Raw genomic sequence first — 19,893 nt, forward strand, 5'->3', positions numbered from 1 at the left:
CTCATACTTCGTTGTGTTTTACAGCAATAAGAAGAAATTCACGAAAATGACAAGAAACACGGAATGTTTAATTAAGATGTTGAATGCTTCCTAATTGGTACTCTTCAAATTTTTGTGACCAAGTAGGTATTGTGTAACATCAGTTCATAACGTTCACGGTGTTTTACAACAATTTCAGCTTATTTCTGAAGCCTTCAAATGTTAGTGCTTTAGCACTTAGAATTTGATATGATCGAAGCGAAGCGTAGTGATTGCTTCTGCTCCACCGTTTATACAGACTCCTTCTTTTTATATATTTTTTATTCCTGTTTGATAATGATCAAAGAGCGGTCCGGATAAGTGAAAGTTAAATGTGTTTCGATCAACGAGACCTACGACTTCTTGGCTTTGGTACAGCTTGATAAGAAATTCTGCTATTTCTCTCGCTGTATGAAAGGTTGTGAAGCCTTTAGTATAATCATAAGAGTTTGAGCCATTCGCTATTTGTGCAAATTCTGTTTCTGTTGCTGCAGGAGCTAAAACTTTTGCTTTGAGAGGTGCGCCTTTAGCTTGTAGTTCTAACGCGATTCCTTCTGTAAAAGCACTGACATAAAACTTTGTTGCGCAATAAGTGACAGCGTTAGGGACATTTTTATAACCACCTGCCGAAGAAATATTGATTAATTGAGCACCAGCTACATTTTCATAATCGGTGACATAAAGCGTGGATAATAAAGTCACAGCTTCAATATTTAAACGTAGCATTTGACTAACCGTATTTAAACTTTGATCTGATACACCATGATAATAACCAAATCCAGCATTATTGATCCAAGTTTCAATATCATATGATTTCAAATTATTGTACAAAGTAAAAATATTTTTTTCTTGAGATAAGTCAACTGTTTGAAGAACGATGTCAAGTGTAGGGAAGTCGACAAGTATTTCTTCTTTTAAATGCTTAAGTAGCTCTGTTCTTCGTGCAATCAAAATTAAATTTTTTCCCTGCTTACTAAATGCTTTTGCTGTTTCCCAGCCAATACCTGAACTAGCACCTGTGATAACTGTATACTTCATGATTTCTTCCTCCTGAAAAGTAAAATTGATGTTACACTCATAGTATAGGGGTTCGAGCCATCTCTAAAGCAAGCAAAAAAAGGATGTGAAAACAATGTATACGATTAGTGAATTTGCTGAGAAGATTGGGATTAGTGTTTATACATTAAGATATTATGAAAAAGAAGGGTTGATTGAACCTGTCAGAAATGAATATAATTATCGTGTTTATGGAGAAGAGGATCTGGATTGGGCTAATTTTGTGATTAAACTAAAAAATACGGGCATTTCTTTGAAAGAGATCAAAAAGTATACTCAGTTAAGAAAAATTGGTGATACCACGATTCCCGAGCGCAAACAGTTATTGCTGAACCATCGCATACAGATCATGGCTGAATATGAAAAAGTCAAAAGTCATCTTGAATTGTTAGATAATAAAATTAGTTTGTATGAGCAAATGGAAGCAGCACTTAAAAAATAAAAATCCCTTAAGGAGAGGCGCTATTTGTCAGCAAAACCTCGACTAGGGATTGTTTACTTAGAAAAAGGTGATTTTCTTTTGTGCGGTATCAACGGTTGCTTTATCCCCAATGGGAATTGTAAAAATCGGCTGTGTATGCCCAAAATTCATATCATAAATGACAGGGATTTCCCGTAACAGAGGATACTTCGACAAAATAGCCAAAAGGCGTTCCTCGGTCATTTCAGTTTCTTTAGGGAAACGGCCGATCAATAACGCTTTTGGATGATGCACTACTTGCAATAACGCGGCTAAGCCTCGGGCAAAATCGTGGTAGTCATCTTCTTCGGCATTTTCCACAAATAGAATAGCTTGTTCAAGATCAGGTAAAAAACGAGTCCCGAAAAGTAGTTGGAAAGTTCCTAAATTTCCCCCATAACAAGTACCTGTGACAGGTTTTGCGTGACTATAGATTTTCCATTCATTCGCAAATAAATGACGAGTTGGTTCAGGTAAGTACCATTCATCTTGGCTCCACGACTTGGAGGCTGAAACGTCAAAAGCGGTTTGGGTTGCCGTAGCTTGTAAAAAAGCTTCTGTTTGATAGGGTTGCAGTTCATCCATTTGAAAACTAGAGAAGTGTGGGCCAACATAAGTAAGTAGTTTTGTTTTAGTGGTAATAGCATTGCATAAAGCAGTGATATCACTGTAACCGCAAAAAATTTTAGGATGTCTTTTAATTAATTCAAAGTCAAGATAGGGCAATAATTCATTACTATTAAATCCGCCAATGGCCGTTAAGATTCCTTTGACATTTTCATCTGAAAAGGCTTCGTGTAAATCTTTTACCCGACTCATAATCGAAGAAGAACCCAAGATATCTTGCTCATCCGTATGTTTAGAAAAAGTGATGTTGAATCCTAAATCAGTTAATTTTTGAACAGCTACCTGAACGCCTAAATCTGTTAAGCGCAAGAAACTGCTAGATGGCGCAATGACTCGGATTTCATCACCTACTTGTAATCGAGGTGCTTTCATTTTTATCGCTTCCTTTAAAAAACTTATTTCTAATTATAGTCAGAAAACCTTGATTTTTGCAAGGTATAGATGAGAAAGAGTAAGCCCTCTTAATGTCAAAGGTGAAACGGTGGACAAAATAAGGTATAATGGGAGAGAATAAGATTAAATAATCTAAAGATGAAAGAAAAAAGAGGTGCCTCTTATATGAAAAAAATATTAGTTGTGGATGATGAAAAGCCGATTTCAGAAATTGTGAAATACAATCTTACTAAAGAAGGATATGAAGTTTTTACAGCGTATGATGGGGAAGAAGCGGTTGAGAAGGTCAAGGAGGTTGAACCAGATTTAATTATCCTTGATCTGATGCTACCGAAAATGGACGGACTAGAAGTTGCTAGAGAAGTTCGCAAAACTTACGATATGCCGATCATTATGGTGACAGCTAAAGATTCTGAAATCGATAAAGTTTTAGGATTAGAGCTGGGTGCCGATGACTATGTAACAAAACCATTTTCAAATCGTGAACTTGTAGCACGCGTTAAAGCAAATCTACGCCGTGGTGCATCAAGTGCGAAAGAAGCAGAATCAACCACTCAATCAGAATTGACAATTGGAGACTTAACCATTCACCCAGATGCTTATATGGTATCAAAACGTGGCGGTAAGATCGAATTGACTCATCGTGAATTTGAATTGCTATTTTATTTAGCAAAACATATTGGACAAGTGATGACGCGTGAACATCTATTACAGACTGTTTGGGGCTATGATTATTTTGGAGACGTTCGTACGGTAGATGTGACTGTCCGTCGTTTAAGAGAGAAAATCGAAGATAGTCCAAGCCATCCGACGTACTTAGTGACTCGTCGCGGTGTTGGGTATTATCTTCGAAATCCTGAACAGGAGTAGTGCTTTATGAAAAAAAAGGTTCACTTTTTTCAATCAGTAAACTTTAAGATCGCCTTGTCATTTATTTTGTTATTATTGATTGCGATTCAAATCATTGGTGGCTACTTTATTCGAGAACTAGAGTCGACCACAATCAAAGACTATAAAAAAAATGTTGATTCCCAAGTCCTCCAACTAGCAAGTACGTTAAGTCCTAAACTAGGCGAAAAAGACCGAGATCGTACCGAAATCGATGCGGATCTCAAGAAAACTTTAAGTGACTTCTCAGCGTCTGAAACGATAGAGGCCCGTATAGTTGATGATAAAGGAATCGTAAGAGCGACAAGTGATTTGAATCAGCAGGGAATCGTTGGGAAGAAAAATGATTATCGTGATTTGAATGATTTTAGTGCGAAAAAATATTCAGCGATGGATAAAGATAAGCGCGTATATATTAATGTTCAGCCTATCCAATCCCCGACTGGCGATACAGTCATCGGGGTTCTTTATGTTAAGAGTAATATCGAAGGAAAATACAAAGAAATTACCGATACTGCACGGATATTTTTTACAGCATCGATCATCGCTGGTGCAATCTCGATCATTGTCACGCTCTTGATTGCTAGATCAATCACACAGCCGATTGGTGAGATGCGTGAACAAGCGTTACGGATTGCCAAAGGAGATTATAGTGGAAAGGTCAAAGTCTATGGTAAAGATGAATTAGGACAACTGGCTGAAACCTTTAATCAACTATCAGAACGAATTGAAGAAGCGCAGGAAACTATGGAGGCCGAACGAAATCGGTTAGACAGTGTCCTTGCTCATATGACTGATGGTGTGATTGCGACCGATAGGCGAGGAAAAGTAATTACAATCAATGAAATGGCTTTGTCCTTGTTAAATGTCAAAGATGAAGATGTGATTGGGATTTCTTTATTGGAACTACTAGATATTGAGACAGACTATACGCTACGTAAGCTATTAGAAGAACCTGAAGAAATATTGATCGACCGTTCTTTATCTTCAATGGAAGAAGAACAAATGATCATTCGTGTTGATTTTGCAATGATTCGTCGAGAATCTGGTTTTATTACAGGTCTTGTTTGCGTACTTCATGACGTAACAGAACAAGAGAAAAATGAACGTGAACGCCGAGAATTTGTTTCGAACGTTTCTCATGAATTGCGGACACCCTTAACGAGTATGCGAAGCTATATAGAGGCGTTGAGTGAAGGTGCGTGGGAAAACCCTGAAATTGCTCCTAACTTTTTAAAAGTGACTTTAGAAGAGACCGATCGCATGATTCGTATGATCAATGATTTGCTGAATCTTTCAAGAATGGATTCTGGTAATGGACAGTTGCAGTTAGAATACGTTAATTTCAATGAATTGATCAATTTTGTTTTAGATCGATTTGATATGATGGTTGAAGCAAATGACAAAAATTATACGATTCACCGTGAATTTACGAAACGTGATTTGTGGGTAGAGTTAGACACCGACAAAGTAATCCAAGTCTTAGATAATATTTTAAACAATGCAATCAAATACTCTCCTGACGGTGGGGAAATTACTTGCCGTTTACTTGAAACTCATAACAATGTGGTCTTTAGTGTAACGGATCAAGGCTTAGGAATTCCTAAAAAGGATATCAATAAAGTCTTTGAACGTTTTTATCGTGTGGATAAAGCGCGTGCTAGAGAACAAGGTGGCACCGGACTTGGGCTTGCAATTTCAAGAGAAGTTGTCAAAGCACATAATGGCGCGATTTGGGTGGAAAGTCAGGAAGGTCAAGGGTCAACGTTTTATATATCCTTACCTTATGAGCCATATGAGGAGGATTGGTGGGAATGAAAATAGCAGAAAGAATTGTACGGATCGGCTTGATTTTTTTAGTATTGCTTAGCATGTACTTTTCAGTCAGCATTTGGACCAGCTCTTCCAAAAAAGATCAGTCGGTTAAAACGGATGCACAAACGACAACAGCTGTTGTGAATGAACGAATGGATACAGATGTATTTTTACCGTTACGTTTAGTGCGTATGCAGAATGGAACATCAGAAATGAATAATAGTGAAAATTTGATTACTAATGTTCAAAATGAAATTAAACATAGTACATTTGGTCTCTTGACCCAGACTGTGCAAGGAGACGGCGAGCAGTTTGACAAACATCTATTAATCAATCAAGGATTTGAATTGCTGTATGAAGGTCCATTTTTACTGAGTGAATATCTCTCTGTTTATGATTTAGATCTTAAAACGACAGAACTCAATGCAGATGAAATTTTCTTTACCTGTATCCAAGTTGATTTAGATCAAAGTAAGATTCGTTTCTTGGATTTTAGTCGCAAAGATGTTTATGAAGCTCAGATCACGATCAATCGTGAAAAAGTCTTGAGCTTAATGAATAAGGTTGGTGTGCAATACAACCCAATCTCAGAACAACAAGTTGTTGCGGGCAAACATTATTATCTATCAGAAGATTTAAAAATGAAAAAGTACAGTTACATTTTAGCGTCTCAGCCTGTGACTAAGTTTCGAAACGCTTTTTTCTCCAATGTTGAGAATGTTCAAACCAATGAAGATAGTCAAGATTTGTCTTATACTAGCGGTAGTGAACGATTGACAGCGGATGAAAAACTAGGCACGATCCACTTTACTGGAGAATTAAGTGCTAGAGGTGCTAAAGACAATATTTATTCGGACAGTTTTAGTTATATAAAAAAATTAGGCACTAGTATGGGGAATATCCGTTATTTTGATCGGACAAATGCTGAGATGAATTATCGGACCTTTGTAGAAGGATTTCCTGTTTTTAGTGAAAATGATAAAGGTCAGGTTCGGATCACGATCGGTAATGATCAAGTTGAACAATCAAGTGTAGCGATCCAAACCAGTGTAGATACAATTCAAGTTCCTATTCCGTCAGAAGAAGAAATTGTTTTGAAAAGTACTGAAAGTTTGTTAGAGCAACTAACACTCAATGGTGCTGATTTGTCGAAAATCAATTCAATGGTTATTGGGTATACTTGGCACAAAATTGAAGAAGTGACACAAGTGGTCGATCTCACTCCAGAGTGGTATATTCGCTATGATAATAAATGGTATCCAGAACGTGAATTACTGGAAAAATTAGCGAATTTGGAGGTGGAATAATGGACTTCAAACGAATCGAGTGGATTTTCTTTTTGGTTTTTTTAGGCTTGAACATGTTTTTGTTTGGAATCTATCAAGAAGGACTTAAAGAAGAAAATAATGTCTCCTTTTCTGATCAAACGGATAGTATCGAAAAAAGACTCGACAAAGATGGAATCACATATAAAGGAACGCTTTCTAATGAGAAAAGAGAGGGGTATTATTTAAGTGGAGAACAAACGAATTTTTATGATGCCATCCATACTGAACGTGAAACAAGAGATCGTAATTTTTTTAAGAATGGCACTGAGTTAGTGGATTATTCATTAACGGTATATCCGCAGATGAATTATGCTCAAACTAGCTACTTTATCGATGAGAAAAACGTTGAAAAATCTTTAGAAGCATTCTTAAAGGATAAAGATAGTGTATTATTTGGTAGTCAATATCAATATTTACCTGATTTTTCTTCATTAGATGGTGAATTTCCGGAAGTCGTTGTGTCTCAAAATTATAAGAATATTCCTTTTAAAGATGATACAGCGCAAATTTCATTAAAGCTAGAAAAATCAGATGAATCTGCTAGTATACACAAGATTTACAAGTATACTCAAACTCATATTCAAGGAATTGAAGAGTTGCGGGATAAGAGTGATCTATTTTCTGAACGTGATGCAGTCGAAACCTTATATATCAATAACAAGATTCCTAGTAATGCGAAAATTACTTTTATAGAATTAGCATATACTAGAATTTACAAAATTCGTGAGAAGAATGTTTATGTACCAGTCTGGTTTGTGGGAATCAAATCTAGCGGCAGTAATCTGCAGATTGAACAAGTTAATGCGATGAGCAATACAATCATTACAAATAATATTGTGCCAAAGGTAGAAAATTAGCAGGGATGGTTGTATAATAAGGAGCTGTAGACTAGAAGGGAAGCGGATAGAAAAAATGAGTCAAGATAAGGCATTTAACATTAGCATTCTTGCCAGCGGCAGCACAGGCAATTCCCTTTTTATTGAAACTGAGAACAAAAAGTTGCTTATTGATGCAGGATTAAGTGGGAAAAAAATCACTTCATTGCTGGCAGAGGTCGATCGAAAACCAGAAGATTTAGATGCTATCTTAGTAACACATGAGCATCGGGATCATATTCATGGTGTGGGGGTCTTAGCTAGAAAATATAAATTAGATGTTTATGCAAATGAAAAAACTTGGGCCGCGATGGATCCTTTGATCGGAAATGTTGCTGTTGGGCAAAAGCATATTTTTGATATGGGAAAGGTTTTAACGTTTGGTGATATGGATATTGAGAGTTTCGGTGTCTCTCATGATGCAGCAGCTCCTCAGTTTTATCGTTTCTTCAAAGATAACCGTTCGTTTGTTATGTTGACAGATACAGGCTATTGTAGTGATCATGTTCGTGGTACAATCAAGGATGCGGATGCATATTTAATTGAGAGCAATCATGAATTAGAGATTTTACGCATGGGCCCTTATCCATGGAGTTTGAAACAACGCATTTTAGGGGATAAAGGTCATTTGTCGAATGATGATGGTGCTCTAACAATGGTGGATGTAATTGGTGACCATACTAAACGTATCTATTTAGGACATTTAAGTAAGGAAAATAATACCAAAGAACATGCTAGGATGGCTATGGAATCGATTTTGGCTGAAAAAGGCTTAGGTGTCAATTTTGATTTTAATGTCTATGATACAGATCCAGAATCAGCATCAGAATTATTTTCAATTTAAATAAGAGTGAGGCAGAACTGTTGCTCAGTTTTTGTCTCATTTTTTTTAGGATTCGATGAATATCTTATAGTTGTTTTAATAAATTTTGGCAGCTCTTGAATTTTTGCAAGGGGTGCAGTATAGTTAACTATATTTTTGAATGTTAAAAAAACAGATACTGGTATAGAATTGCTGGTGTTATTTTTAGCAGTGGGAGGAATTTGATGTTTCAATTTTTACCTCATTCAGTATTGCAAATGGGCACTATTTTTTTATCGATCGTGATTGAAGCATTACCGTTTGTTATGCTTGGTTGTGTGATATCGGGTGCGTTACACGTTTTTTTAACACCTGAGCGGGTCAAAAAATTATTACCGAAAAATAAAGTGTTATCGATTATTGTTGGGAGTCTTTTAGGGTTCTTTTTCCCTTCTTGTGAGTGTGGGATTGTTCCAATCGTTCATCAGTTTGTCAAAAAAGATGTTCCGACCTATACAGCATTCGCTTTTATGATAACAGCACCGATCATTAACCCGATCGTTCTTTTCTCAACCTATATTGCATTTGGAAATTCGATAAAATTTGTTGTTTGGCGTGTTGTCGGCAGTATGTTGGTAGCGCTAGTTGTTGGTGTTTGGTTAGCGTATATTAATAAGGAAAACATTTTACAACAAACAACTTTTGAGGCGGATTGCACTCTTGAAGAAACTGAGCATACACATGAAAAAGAAACCTTTTGGCATAAGTGCTGGTCTGTTTTAACTCATGGAATTGATGAGTTTTTCGATACGGGTCGTTACTTGATTTTCGGTTCTTTGATGGCTGCTGCAATGCAAACCTATTTACCAACTGGTGCAATGTTGCAATTAGGTCATACCAAAATTTTAGCAATTTTAGTTATGTTGGTTTTAGCTGCGACGTTGTCGTTATGTTCTGAGGCAGATGCATTTATTGGGTCCTCGTTATTGAGCTTGTTTGGCAATGGACCAGTTGTTGGTTTTCTTGTTTTTGGGCCGATGGTAGATATCAAGAATCTTTTGATGATGAAGCGTTATTTTAAAACGTCATTTATGTTGAAATTTGTAGGAATTGTCACGGTTGTCGTCAGTCTCTATGCATTAGCGATTTAAGGAGGAAAGAGTAGATGATTCGATTTTTAATCTTGATTGGCTACACGATATTGATGATGTTTTTGCAAGTATCGGGTAGGTTGAATCAATATATAAATGTTCATTATCGTTACTTGGCGATTATTTCGATGGCTCTTTCTTTTATCTTAGCAATCGTTCAGTTGATCCTTTGGAATAAGGAGGAAGATAAAGAATCCACAGAGCACCATCACCATGATGAGCATGATCACGGGTTGGATAAACCGTATCAAAGAGGAATAGCTTATCTTTTGTTAGCTTTGCCGTTAATGGTTGGTTTTTTGTTTCCGACAGTTAGCCTGGATACGTCTATCGTGGAAGCAAAGGGTTTTAATTTTCCATTAAGTAAAGAATCAGTAGGGGACCCAGATGTAGAAACGCAGTATTTAAAGCCAGATACGAGCATTTATTTTGATAAAACAGATTATGATAAACAGATGAAACAAGCATTATCTCACTATATCAAAGACGATCATGTGAAAGTAACGGAGGAAAATTATTTAGAAGTGATGGAGCTGATTTATAATTATCCGAGTGAATTTATTGGAAAAACAATTACTTACAAAGGCTTTGCTTTTAATGCAGCACAAAAAGAGCAGTCTGATTTATTTGTTTTTCGTTTTGGGATCATTCATTGTGTGGCGGATTCCGGTGTATTTGGATTATTAACAAAAATGCCAGATGGTCAGACTTTCGAAAATAACGAGTGGTTGGAGCTAACAGGAACCATTCATTCTGGCTATTATGCACCGTTTAAGCGAGAAATCCCAATGGTGGATGTGACAAAGGTGACATCAATAGAAGAACCCAAAAATCAATATGTTTATCGTTCGTTTTAAAAAACGAAGTAATCAATTAATTTTAGTGGGAGAGAGAAAACGAATGCATCGTTTTCTCTCTCCCACCTTTCTTATTTTTCCCAGACCAACTGATACTCTAGCTCACCAGTGCTGTCAAATTGTTCATGCACCTTTTGGAAGCCTTGCCTTTGATAGAAATGAAGGGCTTGCTTGTTTTTTGCATAAACGCAAAGACTTAATGAAGTAGTCGAACGTTTTGCTTCAGTTAAAAGTTTTGAACCGATTCCTTGACCGCGGTAGTCATTTTTTACAAAAATTCCAGCAATATATGTGCCAGTCATCCCTAAAAATGCACTAATTTGATCGCTCTCACTATAAGTATAAAGATCAGCTTGAGGTAGTTGTTCTTTTACAGAACTAAGATTCTTTTGCCAATAAGACTTTGGAATAAAGGGATGGGCTTCACAGTTGGCTGTCAGCCAAATGCCTAAAATAGCCTCTAACTCTGAGACCGTTAGATGATCGATTTTTTTGATCATGATTGTTTATCCTTTCTTTTTAAACGTATGAAAGAATCGCTAGTGCACTCATTTATTCACCCCTTACATTGATAGTATAAAAAAGCCTTGTTATTTCTCTTCATTTTTTCTGATTAAACTCAAAATCTCTCGTTTTTCTCTAAAGTTACGTATATTGTGATTTAACACCTCAGATAAAACCAAACCTAAAGCAATCGCACCTGCGATCATGATCGCTTGAACAGCAGAATTGATCGCCGTTTCATAATTGCCGATGACCAAGTTTCTGACAGCTTGATAAGCAAGCCCTCCAGGGACTAAAGGAACCATCCCAGGAATATTAAAAATCGTAACAGGTAATTTGAGCGCTCTTGAACAGATAAAACTTACTGCCGCTACACTCAAAGCACCCAATAAGGAGCCTAAAGCTGCATTAGCACCAAATTGAACGGCAAACCAATAAATCATCCAACCTGATGCACCCGATAGGCCGCAAGCGATAAGAGAGCGTCTAGGAACATTGGTGATGATCGCATATGCAGCAGAGGCTAGGAAACTAAAGATAAATTGAACGAATAGATCAAACATTTTAAACCCTCCAAATTCTTCTTACTATACGGAACAAACGCTACAGCGACAGTTTAATAAAATAATTGAAAAACAAAAGCAATTGCAAAACCAATCATAGAAGCGGTCATCATCGCTTCTGTTCCTCTTGAAACACCTGAAAGATAATGACCTGCAAGCAAATCTCTCAGGGCATTAGTCATCTGAACACCGGGAACAAGGGGCATCACACAACCAATAATGATCATATCTTGATTGATACCTAATCCGCTTTGACTACTTAAAAGCGCTGCACAGCCAATAAAAAGGGCTGCTAAAAACTCAGAGAGAAATTTAATACGCAAGATTTTTAAACTGGAATAATAAAGCATATAGCCCACGCCTCCAATCAAACAGGTCAAAAATAAATCTGCCCAAACACCGCCGAATAAAATCATGATCGTACCACTGACGACCGCCGCACTGACAAATCTCAACCATAAAGAAAAGAATTTTCGTTCTTGTTCTACTATTTTTAATTGCTCTAATAATTCATCAAGGGTAAAAATACCAGTTACATATTCTCTAGAAAGCTGGTTGATCCTAGAGACTTTTTCTAAGTTGATCGAACGATTCAAAATTTGCACCATGCGAATTGTGGAAGTCCCGTCAAGCCCTACAAAAAGCCCTGTCTGGGTGACGTAACTGACTAAGCGATAATCGCCGGACGCCAAAGCAATACGGCTCATTGTATCTTCCACACGATACATTTCGGCATCACTTTCTAGCATGAGCTTGCCTGCTAATAAACATGTTTCTAAGACTTTTTCTATATCTAACGTTGCCATTTATTTTCCTCACTTTACCGTTCTATCCTACTTATCTAAGATTAGTATAGTTGATTATAGCCTGAAAAAATAGCACGGAACAGTAAAAATATAAATATCCCTCAACATTATGCACAAAGATCAAAACGATTGGTGTTCTATGATATATTCTCAATTGTAAGAATGTTTCGATAATTTGATATCGCTTTAGAACTTCTTAGCGTATAATAATAAAAAAGTATGAAACTATAAGAGGATTGGGATGATAAAAAATGATCTTACTGGGGTCTTTGATCAACGGGTTAGCCATTGTATTAGGAAGTTTACTAGGAGCAGTTTTGCGAAATATTTCAGAACAAATGAAAGAAACAGTCACGAAGGGAATTGGCTTAGGTGTCTTGGTCTTAGGGGTTCAAATGGCATTTAAAACTTCCTCTTTTATTGTGATCTTGATTAGTTTATGTGTTGGGGCAATGGTCGGCGAAGGGGTGGGAATTGAAGATAAAATGAACGTTTTTGGCTTGGAATTAGAAAAGCGATATGCTAAACCAGGTAGTAATTTTGCTGAGGGGTTTATAACTGCCGCCTTGATCTTTCTGATTGGCTCAATGGGGATCATTGGCGCAATCGAAAGCGGTGTGGCGAATAATCATCAAACGCTATTTACAAAAGCCGTCATGGATGGGTTTATGTCGATCATGTTAACCGCAACTTTAGGCGTCGGTGTCCTGTTTTCAGCGGTGCCTGTTTTTCTGTATCAAGGAATCATCGCCGTAGCTGCTAGTATTTTGATGCGTTATATTCCTAAAGAACTCTTAGACGTGTTAATGGAGGAATTAAGTGCAATCGGTGGGTTGATGATATTAGGGATTGGGCTGAATATTATGGGAATCACCAAAATCAGAGTGTCTAACTATCTGCCAGGCATTCCTATTTTGATCCTCATCGTAACAGTATTATTTTACTTTTAAGTAAAAATGAGGATAAATTGTGACACACTGTTGTCATTATTAATATGATAAAGTCAATTTAACAAATCAAAGGAGTGGTCTAAATGACGATTCAATTAATCGAAAAAAATATCAGAGGAAAGAAAATCCGTACGAATAATAATCGTATAGATGAGATTATCGCTTTATGGAATCAAGTGCCAACAATGCAACTTAAAGGAGAGTTTTTTGCTGTGTATTCAAACTATGAAAGTAATTTTAAAGGAGAATATGATTTGTTGATTGGTAATGAACAGGCGGATTATCCTGACCAGTCACAAATCAAAGGCGGAGAGTATGTCGCAATTAAAGTTGAAGTTGCTAGTCCCGAAGGTGTGGGAGCCGCTTGGCAGAAAATTTGGAAAGATGAAGCTTTAGAAAAAAGACGTACTTATTTGGCAGACATAGAACATTACCAAGAAGATGGTTCAATTATGATTTATCTTTCTGTTTGAAATCAGCTATACTGTAGATAAAAAATTTAACCGATTTAGAAAATGAGGTTGGGACAGGAGTGTTTAAACCCGAAGGGATTGCTTCTGCTCCCACCGTTTATACGGATTCCTTGAGTCTGAGAGATAACTCGTAGAGTTATGTCCCAGACTCTTTTTTTATGTATATTATGTATAAATATTTATTTTTGTTGAATAAATTAATAAAAAACCGTTGACTTGTAAAAAGAAAAAACTTATACTAGGATCAATAACAAGTGTTTAATAAAAAATAAGCAGAAAAGAAGTGAAGTGGATGAAGGTTTCGATTATTGGTGTGACTGGATATAGTGGGTTAGAACTTTTAAGATATCTCCGGCAACATCCATTCGTTGAGATTGTATCGATTCATAGTCATTCAATGAATAAAAAATCATTAGAGGTAATCAATCCGCATTTGAAGCAGCTGATTTCTTTACCTCTAGAAGTGATTGATCCTAAAAAAATCATGCAAAAAAGTGAGCTAGTTTTATTAGCAACACCATCTGGAGTAGCCAAAGAGTTAGCCTTACCTTTCATTGAAGCAGATTTTCCGGTGATCGATTTATCAGGTGACTTTCGTTTAAAGAATCCAGGTAGCTATGAAAAATGGTATGGATCGACAGCTCCACCAATGGAAAGTGTCAAAAAATTTGATTATGGATTAGCAGAATATAGAGAAAATCCTAAGTCAAAATGGATCGCAAATCCAGGTTGTTATGCAACGGCAGCAGAGTTGTCATTAGCACCATTATTGAAAGATGGAAAAATTGAATTAGATTCAATTATTATCGATGCTAAATCGGGAATTTCTGGCGCTGGTAAAAGCCTCTCGCAAACAACCCATTTTTCAGAGGCACATGATAATATGACACTTTATAAAATGAATAGTCATCAACACATTCCAGAAATCATGGAGCAGTTGAACAAATGGCAGCCTAATCTTTCAGCGATTCAGTTTTCAACATCATTGATCCCAGTCACTAGAGGTATTTTTTTAACCGCTTATGCAAAATCGACGGAACCGATTTCTGACGAGAAATTAGTCCAACTTTATCAAAATCATTTTGAAAAAAATTCATTTATTCGCATTCAAGAGGCTGGACATTACCCTGCACTCAAGCAAGTAATAGGCTCTAATTATTGTGATATGGGGCTTGCTTACAATCCCAAAACGAATTGCATCACGATTGTATGTGTGATTGATAATTTAGGGAAAGGGGCAGCTGGACAAGCTGTTCAGAATTTGAATATTTTTGCAGGCTACGATGAGCGATGCGGATTGGATCAATTACCGATTTATCCATAAATAATGACGAAATAACAAATAGAAAGTTTTAAATACAAAGGGAGCGGCAAACATGAAGAAGGTTATTGTTATAAAAATGGGCGGAGTAGCCAGTGACAACCTAACAAAATCATTTTTTGATCAAATTGATCAGTGGCAAAAAGAAGGCAAAAAAGTTGTGATTATTCATGGCGGTGGACACTATATTTCCGAGATGATGCAGCGTTTAGATGTGCCGGTAATGATTCAAGATGGTTTGCGGGTAACAACAGAAGAAACGTTAAAGATCACGCAAATGGTTTTGATTGGTCAAGTTCAACCAATGATCACAACTCATTTTCAGCAAGAAGGTTTTTCGGTTGTTGGACTAAATGCATCATGTGGCCAAATCATCACGGGAACTTTTCTAGATAAAAATACTCTAGGTGCTGTTGGTGAAGTTCAGCAAGTGGATACTGAATTACTGGAGCATTTACTTGAAACCAAACACATTCCGATCATTGCGCCTCTAGGTTTAACTAAAACAGGTGAGTGGTTGAATATTAATGCGGATCATGTCGCTTGTAAAGTAGCGGAGGAATTAAAAGCTGAAAAACTATACCTATTGACAGATGTTCCAGGAGTAAAGAAGGAAGATCAGTGGTTAAAAGAAATTTATACCAGTGAAGTCTCAAAACTAAAAATGGCAAACATCATCAAAGGTGGGATGTTGCCAAAATTAGAAAGTGCCGTTTCCGCAATCAAAGGTGGGGTAAAAGAAGTTCATATCACAAACCGACTTCAATATGCAGGAACGATCATCAAATCAAAGGGGGTTTATGCATGAGCTACTTATTTCCTAACTACCAAAGAAAAGCCATAGAATTGCTCAAAGGAGCAGGTAATACACTGACTGATAAGGAGGGGAAAAATTATCTTGATTTCACGAGTGGGATCGGGGTGATGAATTTAGGTTACAATGATCCTGAATTGAATCAAGCGTTATCTGATCAAGCGAATCTTATATGGCACACGCCAAATCTATATGAAAATCATTTACAAGAAATCACGGCGAAGAAATTGGCGAATGGAAAAGAGTATATCAGCTATTTTTGTAATAGTGGAGCTGAAGCCAATGAAGCGGCAATAAAATTAGCTCGTAAAGCTACAGGTAAAAGTAAAATCATAACGTTCACTAATTCTTTTCATGGTCGAACCTATGGAGCAATGAGTGCAACTGGCCAAGCAAGTATTCATACAGGCTTTACGCCTTTAGTTCCGGATTTTATTTATGTCCCTTTTAATCAATTAACTCCTTTAGAAAGTGCAATAGATCATCAAACAGCTGCAGTCATGCTAGAGCTGATTCAAGGAGAAGGAGGCGTGTTGCCAGCAGATTTGACATGGATTCAATCTGTTCAGGCTCTTTGCCAGGAATATGGCGCTTTGCTGATCATTGATGAAATTCAAACAGGAATCGGTCGTACTGGTACTTTTTATGCATATGAACAGTATCAAATCGAACCAGATATTTTCACATTAGCAAAAGGGTTAGGGAATGGGATACCAGTTGGAGCGATGGTTGGTAAGACTGAATTAGCTAGTTTTTTTGGACCAGGTAGTCATGGGTCGACTTTCGGCGGGAATAAGTTAGCAATGAGTGTGGCGAGCAAAGTAATCGATCGAATCAACCAGCCTGATTTTTTAGAAGAGGTTCAAGCAAAAGGAGAAGCGTTACTGATTGGTTTAAATGAAATTGCAAAAAATAATCTGCTGATTGAAGCTGTCCGCGGTAAAGGATTGATGTTGGGGCTAGTGTTTTCAGATCAAGAAGTATTGAAACAAGCTATGGAACAATTAGAAGCAGAAGGCCTACTCACCTTGAAAGCAGGTCAAACCGTTTTACGTCTCTTACCCCCATTAACAATCACCTATGAGGAGATCAATCAAGCATTGCTGATAGTAGAAAAAGTAATAGACAACCTAACAGCACAGAAAAAAGATAAAAATTGAAAGTGAGAAAAGTAGATGATTAATTCCTTGTATGGTAAAAGTATTTTAAATCTGACAGAGTTAACAAAAGAAGAATTTCTAGCAATCATTGAATTAGCTGTAGCGATAAAAACGAATCCAGAGGCTTATCGTGGTGTTTTAGCTGGAAAGATTTTAGCGATGATTTTTGAAAAAAATAGTACACGTACACGGGTCTCTTTTGAAGCAGGAATTATTCAATTAGGTGGACAGGCGATTGTTTTAGACTCTAAAAGCACACAAATGGGCCGCGGTGAACCAATCAAAGATACAGCAAACGTGCTGTCTAGTTACGTAGATGCAATCATGATCCGAACCTATTCAGATCAGATGGTCGAAGAATTAGCAAAAGAAGCCTCTATCCCAATTATCAATGGCTTGACAGATGATCATCATCCCTGCCAAATTTTGGCGGACTTTCAAACCATTTATGAACAAAAGGGCAAACTTGAGGGCCTTAAATTAGCCTATATTGGTGATGGCAATAACATGGCTCATTCCTTTTTGCTAGGCGGAAGTTTAGTGGGTATGGACATAAGTATTGTAACACCTAAAGGATATGAACCCCGATCTGAATTCGTTGAACAGGCTCAAAAAAATGCAGAAATAAGCGGCAGTAAGATCGAAATTTTAAATGATCCGACTCAAGCTGTAAAGAATGCAGATGTTCTAGTGACTGATGTCTGGGCAAGTATGGGAGATGAAGCCGAGCAGAAAGAACGGGAAAAAAATTTTAAATCATTCCAAGTCAACAATCGATTGGCTGTCCAAGCAAAGAAAGATTATCTATTCTTGCATTGCCTTCCAACTCACCGAGGGGAAGAGGTAACGGCAGATATTATCGATGGAACCCATTCAGCAATTTATCAAGAAGCAGCTAATCGTCTCCATGCACAAAAAGCCTTACTAGTCAAAGTGATGGCTAATCTATAGAAGTTGAAATGACACTGAACGATTTTCGTTAAAGTGTCATTTTATTTTTTTACAGGTATACATAGTCCATTGACTTGTGGTCTGCTGATTGATCAAGGAAAAATCAAATGTAGATAAATATCTTTGGAAATCTGCAGAGTTTTTTAATTTAGGTAAAAAGTAATTGATTTTAGCAGTCTCACAGGCAAAGATGACAACACCATTTGGTTTAAGTACTCGATAAATTTCTCGTAAAGCTCGGTCTAAATCACTCCAGTGGAAATGCGTTTGAAAAGCCGTCACTAAATCAAAAGTTTCAGCGGTAAAAGTAAGATGATGAACATCCATTGATTCAAAGTTAATTTTATTGTCTGGATATTTTTTGTAAGCTTGCGAAATAGCAGCTTCAGAAAGATCAATGCCTGTAATGGATAGGGAATTCTTTCGTTGTAAAAGATAGGCGCTCGAAGCCCCATTGCCGACGCCAATATCCAAAACAGCTGAATGATCATTTAAATTAACGTTGTTTATTGCCCACTCAACTAAAGGCAGATAAACACCATTCCAAAGACGCATCATTAAAATTCCAATCAAACCAGTAGGTTTTTTTGATTGACTTAATAAAAACCAAAACAGAAAAATCAATACTAACATAACGATGACTAGTCCCAAAATAAACATCAAAAAACTCCTTTGTTTTATCTTTTACTCTTTCAAATAGTATACAATAAAAAAACAGCTTTCAGAAAAAAGAATGATCAATATCCATTATAATTACGCCTAAAATCGAATTATCCTCTTACTATTCCGTCAATTCTGTCAAAATTAAAGGAAATCTTTAATATATGGCAGGAAATATTAAGTTTTGTTTGTAGTTTTGCCTTGTTTTTAGTAGAATGGAACTGTATGAATAGAATAAAAGTGAGGTGTAGATAAATGGGTTTTACAGATGAAACTGTACGTTTTGATTTTGATGACAGCCGTAAGAAGGAAGTAAGTGAAACTCTGGCTACTGTATACAAGGCTTTAGAGGAAAAAGGATATAATCCGATCAATCAGATTGTGGGCTATTTACTTTCTGGAGACCCGGCCTACATTCCTCGTTATCAAGACGCTCGAAATTTGATTCGTCGTCACGAACGAGATGAAATCATGGAAGAGCTAGTTAAATATTACTTATCTAATCATGGGATCACTATTCGATGAGAGTAATGGGACTTGATGTAGGGTCAAAAACGGTAGGAATTGCTGTTAGTGATCCCTTTGGCTGGACAGCACAAGGTGTGGAGATCATTCGGATCAATGAAGTTCAGGAAGAATTTGGTTTTGAACGGTTAGCAGAATTAGTGAAAGAATATGAGGTAACGCGCTTTGTGGTGGGTTTACCCAAGAATATGAATAATTCGATCGGCCCAAGAGCGGAAGCATCAATGGCTTACGGCAAAAAGATCGAAGACATGTTTCACATTCCTGTTACGTATCAAGATGAACGTTTGACGACAGTTCAGGCAGAACGCATGTTAGTTGAACAAGCGAACACCTCAAGAGCGAAAAGAAAAAAAGTAATCGATAAAGTAGCAGCTGTCATGATTTTACAAAATTATCTAGATGGTGCTAGCAATAAAATTTAAACGACTTGTTGGAAAACAAGTATCAGATAAAAGGAGAGCATAACAATGACAGAAGAGCATAACCACGATCACGAAGGACATGAACACATCACGCTGGTTGATGAACAAGGCAACGAAACACTATACGAAATTCTTTTAACCGTCGATGGACAAGAAGAATTTGGTAAAAATTACGTACTGCTATATCCAGCTGGCGTTCCAGAGGAAGAAGATGTTGAATTACAAGCATATGCTTACATCGAAAACAACGAAGGAACAGAAGGCGAATTACAACAAATCGAAACAGACGCTGAATGGGATATGATTGAAGAAGTTTTCAATACATTCATGGCGGAAGAAGAAGAATAGAGTTAAAAAGTGAGCTGAACCCTTGAGACATAGGGGTTCAGCTTTTTTATTTTACCAACGAATCTAAAGAAAAACAATTCAAAAGTAATTCTACATATATTCATAGTTTCCTTTAATCATTTC

Annotated in this window: 23 protein-coding genes; 17 read left to right on the forward strand and 6 right to left on the reverse strand. The window is 36.9% G+C overall.

Annotated elements, in window-relative coordinates; translation table 11 throughout:
- Nucleotides 1-288 precede the first annotated feature (288 nt).
- Complete coding sequence (locus IGJ55_RS06600; RefSeq protein ID WP_207121305.1) at nucleotides 289-1,056, reverse strand: SDR family NAD(P)-dependent oxidoreductase; 768 nt, start codon at nucleotides 1,054-1,056, stop codon at nucleotides 289-291.
- Nucleotides 1,057-1,150: 94 nt separating this feature from the next.
- Here IGJ55_RS06600 and IGJ55_RS06605 point away from each other — a divergent pair, with 94 nt between their 5' ends.
- On the forward strand, nucleotides 1,151-1,516 hold the full coding sequence (locus tag IGJ55_RS06605) for a MerR family transcriptional regulator (RefSeq protein ID WP_069638599.1): 366 nt from the start codon (nucleotides 1,151-1,153) through the stop codon (nucleotides 1,514-1,516).
- 57 nt (nucleotides 1,517-1,573) lie between these two features.
- Here IGJ55_RS06605 and IGJ55_RS06610 read toward each other — a convergent pair whose 3' ends face one another.
- Nucleotides 1,574-2,533: a S66 family peptidase gene (locus IGJ55_RS06610; protein ID WP_430607803.1), complete on the reverse strand. Its 960-nt coding sequence runs from the start codon at nucleotides 2,531-2,533 to the stop codon at nucleotides 1,574-1,576.
- Nucleotides 2,534-2,719: 186 nt separating this feature from the next.
- Here IGJ55_RS06610 and yycF point away from each other — a divergent pair, with 186 nt between their 5' ends.
- The 7 genes from yycF (at nucleotide 2,720) to IGJ55_RS06645 (ending at nucleotide 10,270) form a co-directional block, all read left to right on the forward strand.
- Nucleotides 2,720-3,424, forward strand: a complete 705-nt coding sequence (gene yycF / locus IGJ55_RS06615; RefSeq protein ID WP_069638823.1) for a response regulator YycF — start codon at nucleotides 2,720-2,722, stop codon at nucleotides 3,422-3,424.
- A gap of 6 nt (nucleotides 3,425-3,430) precedes the next feature.
- Nucleotides 3,431-5,260, forward strand: coding sequence for a cell wall metabolism sensor histidine kinase WalK (gene walK, locus IGJ55_RS06620; RefSeq protein ID WP_430607805.1), 1,830 nt, complete (start codon nucleotides 3,431-3,433; stop codon nucleotides 5,258-5,260).
- The gene (locus IGJ55_RS06625; RefSeq protein WP_430607807.1) at nucleotides 5,257-6,564 is read left to right on the forward strand and encodes a YycH family regulatory protein; all 1,308 of its coding nucleotides are present in this window, start codon (nucleotides 5,257-5,259) and stop codon (nucleotides 6,562-6,564) included. The genes walK and IGJ55_RS06625 overlap by 4 nt, the downstream gene beginning before the upstream one ends.
- On the forward strand, nucleotides 6,564-7,442 hold the full coding sequence (locus IGJ55_RS06630; RefSeq protein WP_430607809.1) for a two-component system regulatory protein YycI: 879 nt from the start codon (nucleotides 6,564-6,566) through the stop codon (nucleotides 7,440-7,442). Before IGJ55_RS06625 ends, IGJ55_RS06630 begins: the two co-directional genes overlap by 1 nt.
- A 55-nt stretch (nucleotides 7,443-7,497) precedes the next feature.
- On the forward strand, nucleotides 7,498-8,304 hold the full coding sequence (locus IGJ55_RS06635) for an MBL fold metallo-hydrolase (protein ID WP_430607811.1): 807 nt from the start codon (nucleotides 7,498-7,500) through the stop codon (nucleotides 8,302-8,304).
- Nucleotides 8,305-8,507: 203 nt separating this feature from the next.
- Nucleotides 8,508-9,413: a permease gene (locus IGJ55_RS06640; protein ID WP_069638592.1), complete on the forward strand. Its 906-nt coding sequence runs from the start codon at nucleotides 8,508-8,510 to the stop codon at nucleotides 9,411-9,413.
- A gap of 14 nt (nucleotides 9,414-9,427) precedes the next feature.
- Nucleotides 9,428-10,270 carry a TIGR03943 family putative permease subunit gene (locus IGJ55_RS06645; protein ID WP_069638591.1) on the forward strand — a complete coding sequence of 281 codons (843 nt, stop codon included), beginning with the start codon at nucleotides 9,428-9,430 and terminating at the stop codon, nucleotides 10,268-10,270.
- Between the two features lie 71 nt (nucleotides 10,271-10,341).
- On the opposite strand, the gene IGJ55_RS06650 is transcribed toward IGJ55_RS06645, so the two are convergent.
- The 3 genes from IGJ55_RS06650 to IGJ55_RS06660 form a co-directional block, all read right to left on the reverse strand.
- A complete protein-coding gene (locus IGJ55_RS06650) occupies nucleotides 10,342-10,770 on the reverse strand; it encodes a GNAT family N-acetyltransferase (RefSeq protein ID WP_207121301.1) in 429 nt (142 codons plus the stop codon).
- A gap of 90 nt (nucleotides 10,771-10,860) precedes the next feature.
- Nucleotides 10,861-11,337 carry a threonine/serine exporter family protein gene (locus IGJ55_RS06655; RefSeq protein ID WP_069638589.1) on the reverse strand — a complete coding sequence of 159 codons (477 nt, stop codon included), beginning with the start codon at nucleotides 11,335-11,337 and terminating at the stop codon, nucleotides 10,861-10,863.
- Between the two features lie 53 nt (nucleotides 11,338-11,390).
- Nucleotides 11,391-12,143, reverse strand: coding sequence for a threonine/serine exporter family protein (locus IGJ55_RS06660; RefSeq protein ID WP_207121300.1), 753 nt, complete (start codon nucleotides 12,141-12,143; stop codon nucleotides 11,391-11,393).
- Nucleotides 12,144-12,394: 251 nt separating this feature from the next.
- On the opposite strand from IGJ55_RS06660, the gene IGJ55_RS06665 reads away from it, so the two are divergent.
- The 6 genes from IGJ55_RS06665 to argF all read left to right on the forward strand — a co-directional run bounded on the left by IGJ55_RS06665 (nucleotide 12,395) and on the right by argF (nucleotide 17,812).
- Nucleotides 12,395-13,093: a DUF554 domain-containing protein gene (locus tag IGJ55_RS06665; RefSeq protein ID WP_207121299.1), complete on the forward strand. Its 699-nt coding sequence runs from the start codon at nucleotides 12,395-12,397 to the stop codon at nucleotides 13,091-13,093.
- Between the two features lie 83 nt (nucleotides 13,094-13,176).
- Complete coding sequence (locus IGJ55_RS06670) at nucleotides 13,177-13,566, forward strand: GyrI-like domain-containing protein (protein ID WP_207121298.1); 390 nt, start codon at nucleotides 13,177-13,179, stop codon at nucleotides 13,564-13,566.
- Between the two features lie 292 nt (nucleotides 13,567-13,858).
- Nucleotides 13,859-14,890, forward strand: a complete 1,032-nt coding sequence (argC, locus tag IGJ55_RS06675) for an N-acetyl-gamma-glutamyl-phosphate reductase (RefSeq protein ID WP_207121297.1) — start codon at nucleotides 13,859-13,861, stop codon at nucleotides 14,888-14,890.
- Nucleotides 14,891-14,942: 52 nt separating this feature from the next.
- Nucleotides 14,943-15,695: an acetylglutamate kinase gene (gene argB, locus IGJ55_RS06680; RefSeq protein ID WP_069638584.1), complete on the forward strand. Its 753-nt coding sequence runs from the start codon at nucleotides 14,943-14,945 to the stop codon at nucleotides 15,693-15,695.
- Nucleotides 15,692-16,861 carry an acetylornithine transaminase gene (locus IGJ55_RS06685; RefSeq protein ID WP_207121296.1) on the forward strand — a complete coding sequence of 390 codons (1,170 nt, stop codon included), beginning with the start codon at nucleotides 15,692-15,694 and terminating at the stop codon, nucleotides 16,859-16,861. Before argB ends, IGJ55_RS06685 begins: the two co-directional genes overlap by 4 nt.
- 15 nt (nucleotides 16,862-16,876) lie before the next feature.
- Complete coding sequence (gene argF, locus IGJ55_RS06690; protein WP_430607813.1) at nucleotides 16,877-17,812, forward strand: ornithine carbamoyltransferase; 936 nt, start codon at nucleotides 16,877-16,879, stop codon at nucleotides 17,810-17,812.
- A gap of 36 nt (nucleotides 17,813-17,848) precedes the next feature.
- Here the strand turns inward: argF and IGJ55_RS06695 are convergent, their stop codons facing one another.
- Nucleotides 17,849-18,472 (reverse strand): class I SAM-dependent methyltransferase, encoded by a 624-nt coding sequence (locus IGJ55_RS06695; protein WP_207121294.1) that lies wholly within the window; start codon nucleotides 18,470-18,472, stop codon nucleotides 17,849-17,851.
- Nucleotides 18,473-18,727: 255 nt separating this feature from the next.
- Here IGJ55_RS06695 and IGJ55_RS06700 point away from each other — a divergent pair, with 255 nt between their 5' ends.
- From IGJ55_RS06700 to IGJ55_RS06710, 3 genes are read left to right on the forward strand one after another with little or no spacing between them, the layout of a single operon-like run.
- Nucleotides 18,728-18,997: an IreB family regulatory phosphoprotein gene (locus IGJ55_RS06700; RefSeq protein ID WP_069634732.1), complete on the forward strand. Its 270-nt coding sequence runs from the start codon at nucleotides 18,728-18,730 to the stop codon at nucleotides 18,995-18,997.
- A complete protein-coding gene (gene ruvX, locus IGJ55_RS06705; RefSeq protein ID WP_069638580.1) occupies nucleotides 18,994-19,422 on the forward strand; it encodes a Holliday junction resolvase RuvX in 429 nt (142 codons plus the stop codon). Before IGJ55_RS06700 ends, ruvX begins: the two co-directional genes overlap by 4 nt.
- Nucleotides 19,423-19,467: 45 nt before the next feature.
- The gene (locus IGJ55_RS06710; RefSeq protein WP_069638579.1) at nucleotides 19,468-19,770 is read left to right on the forward strand and encodes a DUF1292 domain-containing protein; all 303 of its coding nucleotides are present in this window, start codon (nucleotides 19,468-19,470) and stop codon (nucleotides 19,768-19,770) included.
- Nucleotides 19,771-19,893: the final 123 nt, after the last annotated feature.

Origin of the sequence: Enterococcus sp. AZ170 (assembly GCF_050545135.1) — a bacterium.
GTDB lineage: Bacteria > Bacillota > Bacilli > Lactobacillales > Enterococcaceae > Enterococcus_L > Enterococcus_L ureilyticus.

Excerpts from the sequence above, each read along its gene's own strand:
- ruvX (WP_069638580.1), top strand. The coding sequence starts at position 18,994 with ATGAGAGTAATGGGACTTGATGTAGGGTCAAAAACGGTAGGAATTGCT.
- IGJ55_RS06625 (WP_430607807.1), top strand. The coding sequence starts at position 5,257 with ATGAAAATAGCAGAAAGAATTGTACGGATCGGCTTGATTTTTTTAGTA.
- walK (WP_430607805.1), top strand. The coding sequence starts at position 3,431 with ATGAAAAAAAAGGTTCACTTTTTTCAATCAGTAAACTTTAAGATCGCC.
- IGJ55_RS06630 (WP_430607809.1), top strand. The coding sequence starts at position 6,564 with ATGGACTTCAAACGAATCGAGTGGATTTTCTTTTTGGTTTTTTTAGGC.
- IGJ55_RS06605 (WP_069638599.1), top strand. The coding sequence starts at position 1,151 with ATGTATACGATTAGTGAATTTGCTGAGAAGATTGGGATTAGTGTTTAT.
- IGJ55_RS06640 (WP_069638592.1), top strand. The coding sequence starts at position 8,508 with ATGTTTCAATTTTTACCTCATTCAGTATTGCAAATGGGCACTATTTTT.
- IGJ55_RS06610 (WP_430607803.1), bottom strand. The coding sequence starts at position 2,533 with ATGAAAGCACCTCGATTACAAGTAGGTGATGAAATCCGAGTCATTGCG.
- IGJ55_RS06710 (WP_069638579.1), top strand. The coding sequence starts at position 19,468 with ATGACAGAAGAGCATAACCACGATCACGAAGGACATGAACACATCACG.
- argC (WP_207121297.1), top strand. The coding sequence starts at position 13,859 with ATGAAGGTTTCGATTATTGGTGTGACTGGATATAGTGGGTTAGAACTT.
- IGJ55_RS06660 (WP_207121300.1), bottom strand. The coding sequence starts at position 12,143 with ATGGCAACGTTAGATATAGAAAAAGTCTTAGAAACATGTTTATTAGCA.
- IGJ55_RS06655 (WP_069638589.1), bottom strand. The coding sequence starts at position 11,337 with ATGTTTGATCTATTCGTTCAATTTATCTTTAGTTTCCTAGCCTCTGCT.
- IGJ55_RS06600 (WP_207121305.1), bottom strand. The coding sequence starts at position 1,056 with ATGAAGTATACAGTTATCACAGGTGCTAGTTCAGGTATTGGCTGGGAA.
- IGJ55_RS06650 (WP_207121301.1), bottom strand. The coding sequence starts at position 10,770 with ATGATCAAAAAAATCGATCATCTAACGGTCTCAGAGTTAGAGGCTATT.
- IGJ55_RS06665 (WP_207121299.1), top strand. The coding sequence starts at position 12,395 with ATGATCTTACTGGGGTCTTTGATCAACGGGTTAGCCATTGTATTAGGA.
- IGJ55_RS06700 (WP_069634732.1), top strand. The coding sequence starts at position 18,728 with ATGGGTTTTACAGATGAAACTGTACGTTTTGATTTTGATGACAGCCGT.
- IGJ55_RS06685 (WP_207121296.1), top strand. The coding sequence starts at position 15,692 with ATGAGCTACTTATTTCCTAACTACCAAAGAAAAGCCATAGAATTGCTC.
- IGJ55_RS06695 (WP_207121294.1), bottom strand. The coding sequence starts at position 18,472 with ATGTTTATTTTGGGACTAGTCATCGTTATGTTAGTATTGATTTTTCTG.
- IGJ55_RS06670 (WP_207121298.1), top strand. The coding sequence starts at position 13,177 with ATGACGATTCAATTAATCGAAAAAAATATCAGAGGAAAGAAAATCCGT.
- argB (WP_069638584.1), top strand. The coding sequence starts at position 14,943 with ATGAAGAAGGTTATTGTTATAAAAATGGGCGGAGTAGCCAGTGACAAC.
- IGJ55_RS06635 (WP_430607811.1), top strand. The coding sequence starts at position 7,498 with ATGAGTCAAGATAAGGCATTTAACATTAGCATTCTTGCCAGCGGCAGC.
- IGJ55_RS06645 (WP_069638591.1), top strand. The coding sequence starts at position 9,428 with ATGATTCGATTTTTAATCTTGATTGGCTACACGATATTGATGATGTTT.
- argF (WP_430607813.1), top strand. The coding sequence starts at position 16,877 with ATGATTAATTCCTTGTATGGTAAAAGTATTTTAAATCTGACAGAGTTA.
- yycF (WP_069638823.1), top strand. The coding sequence starts at position 2,720 with ATGAAAAAAATATTAGTTGTGGATGATGAAAAGCCGATTTCAGAAATT.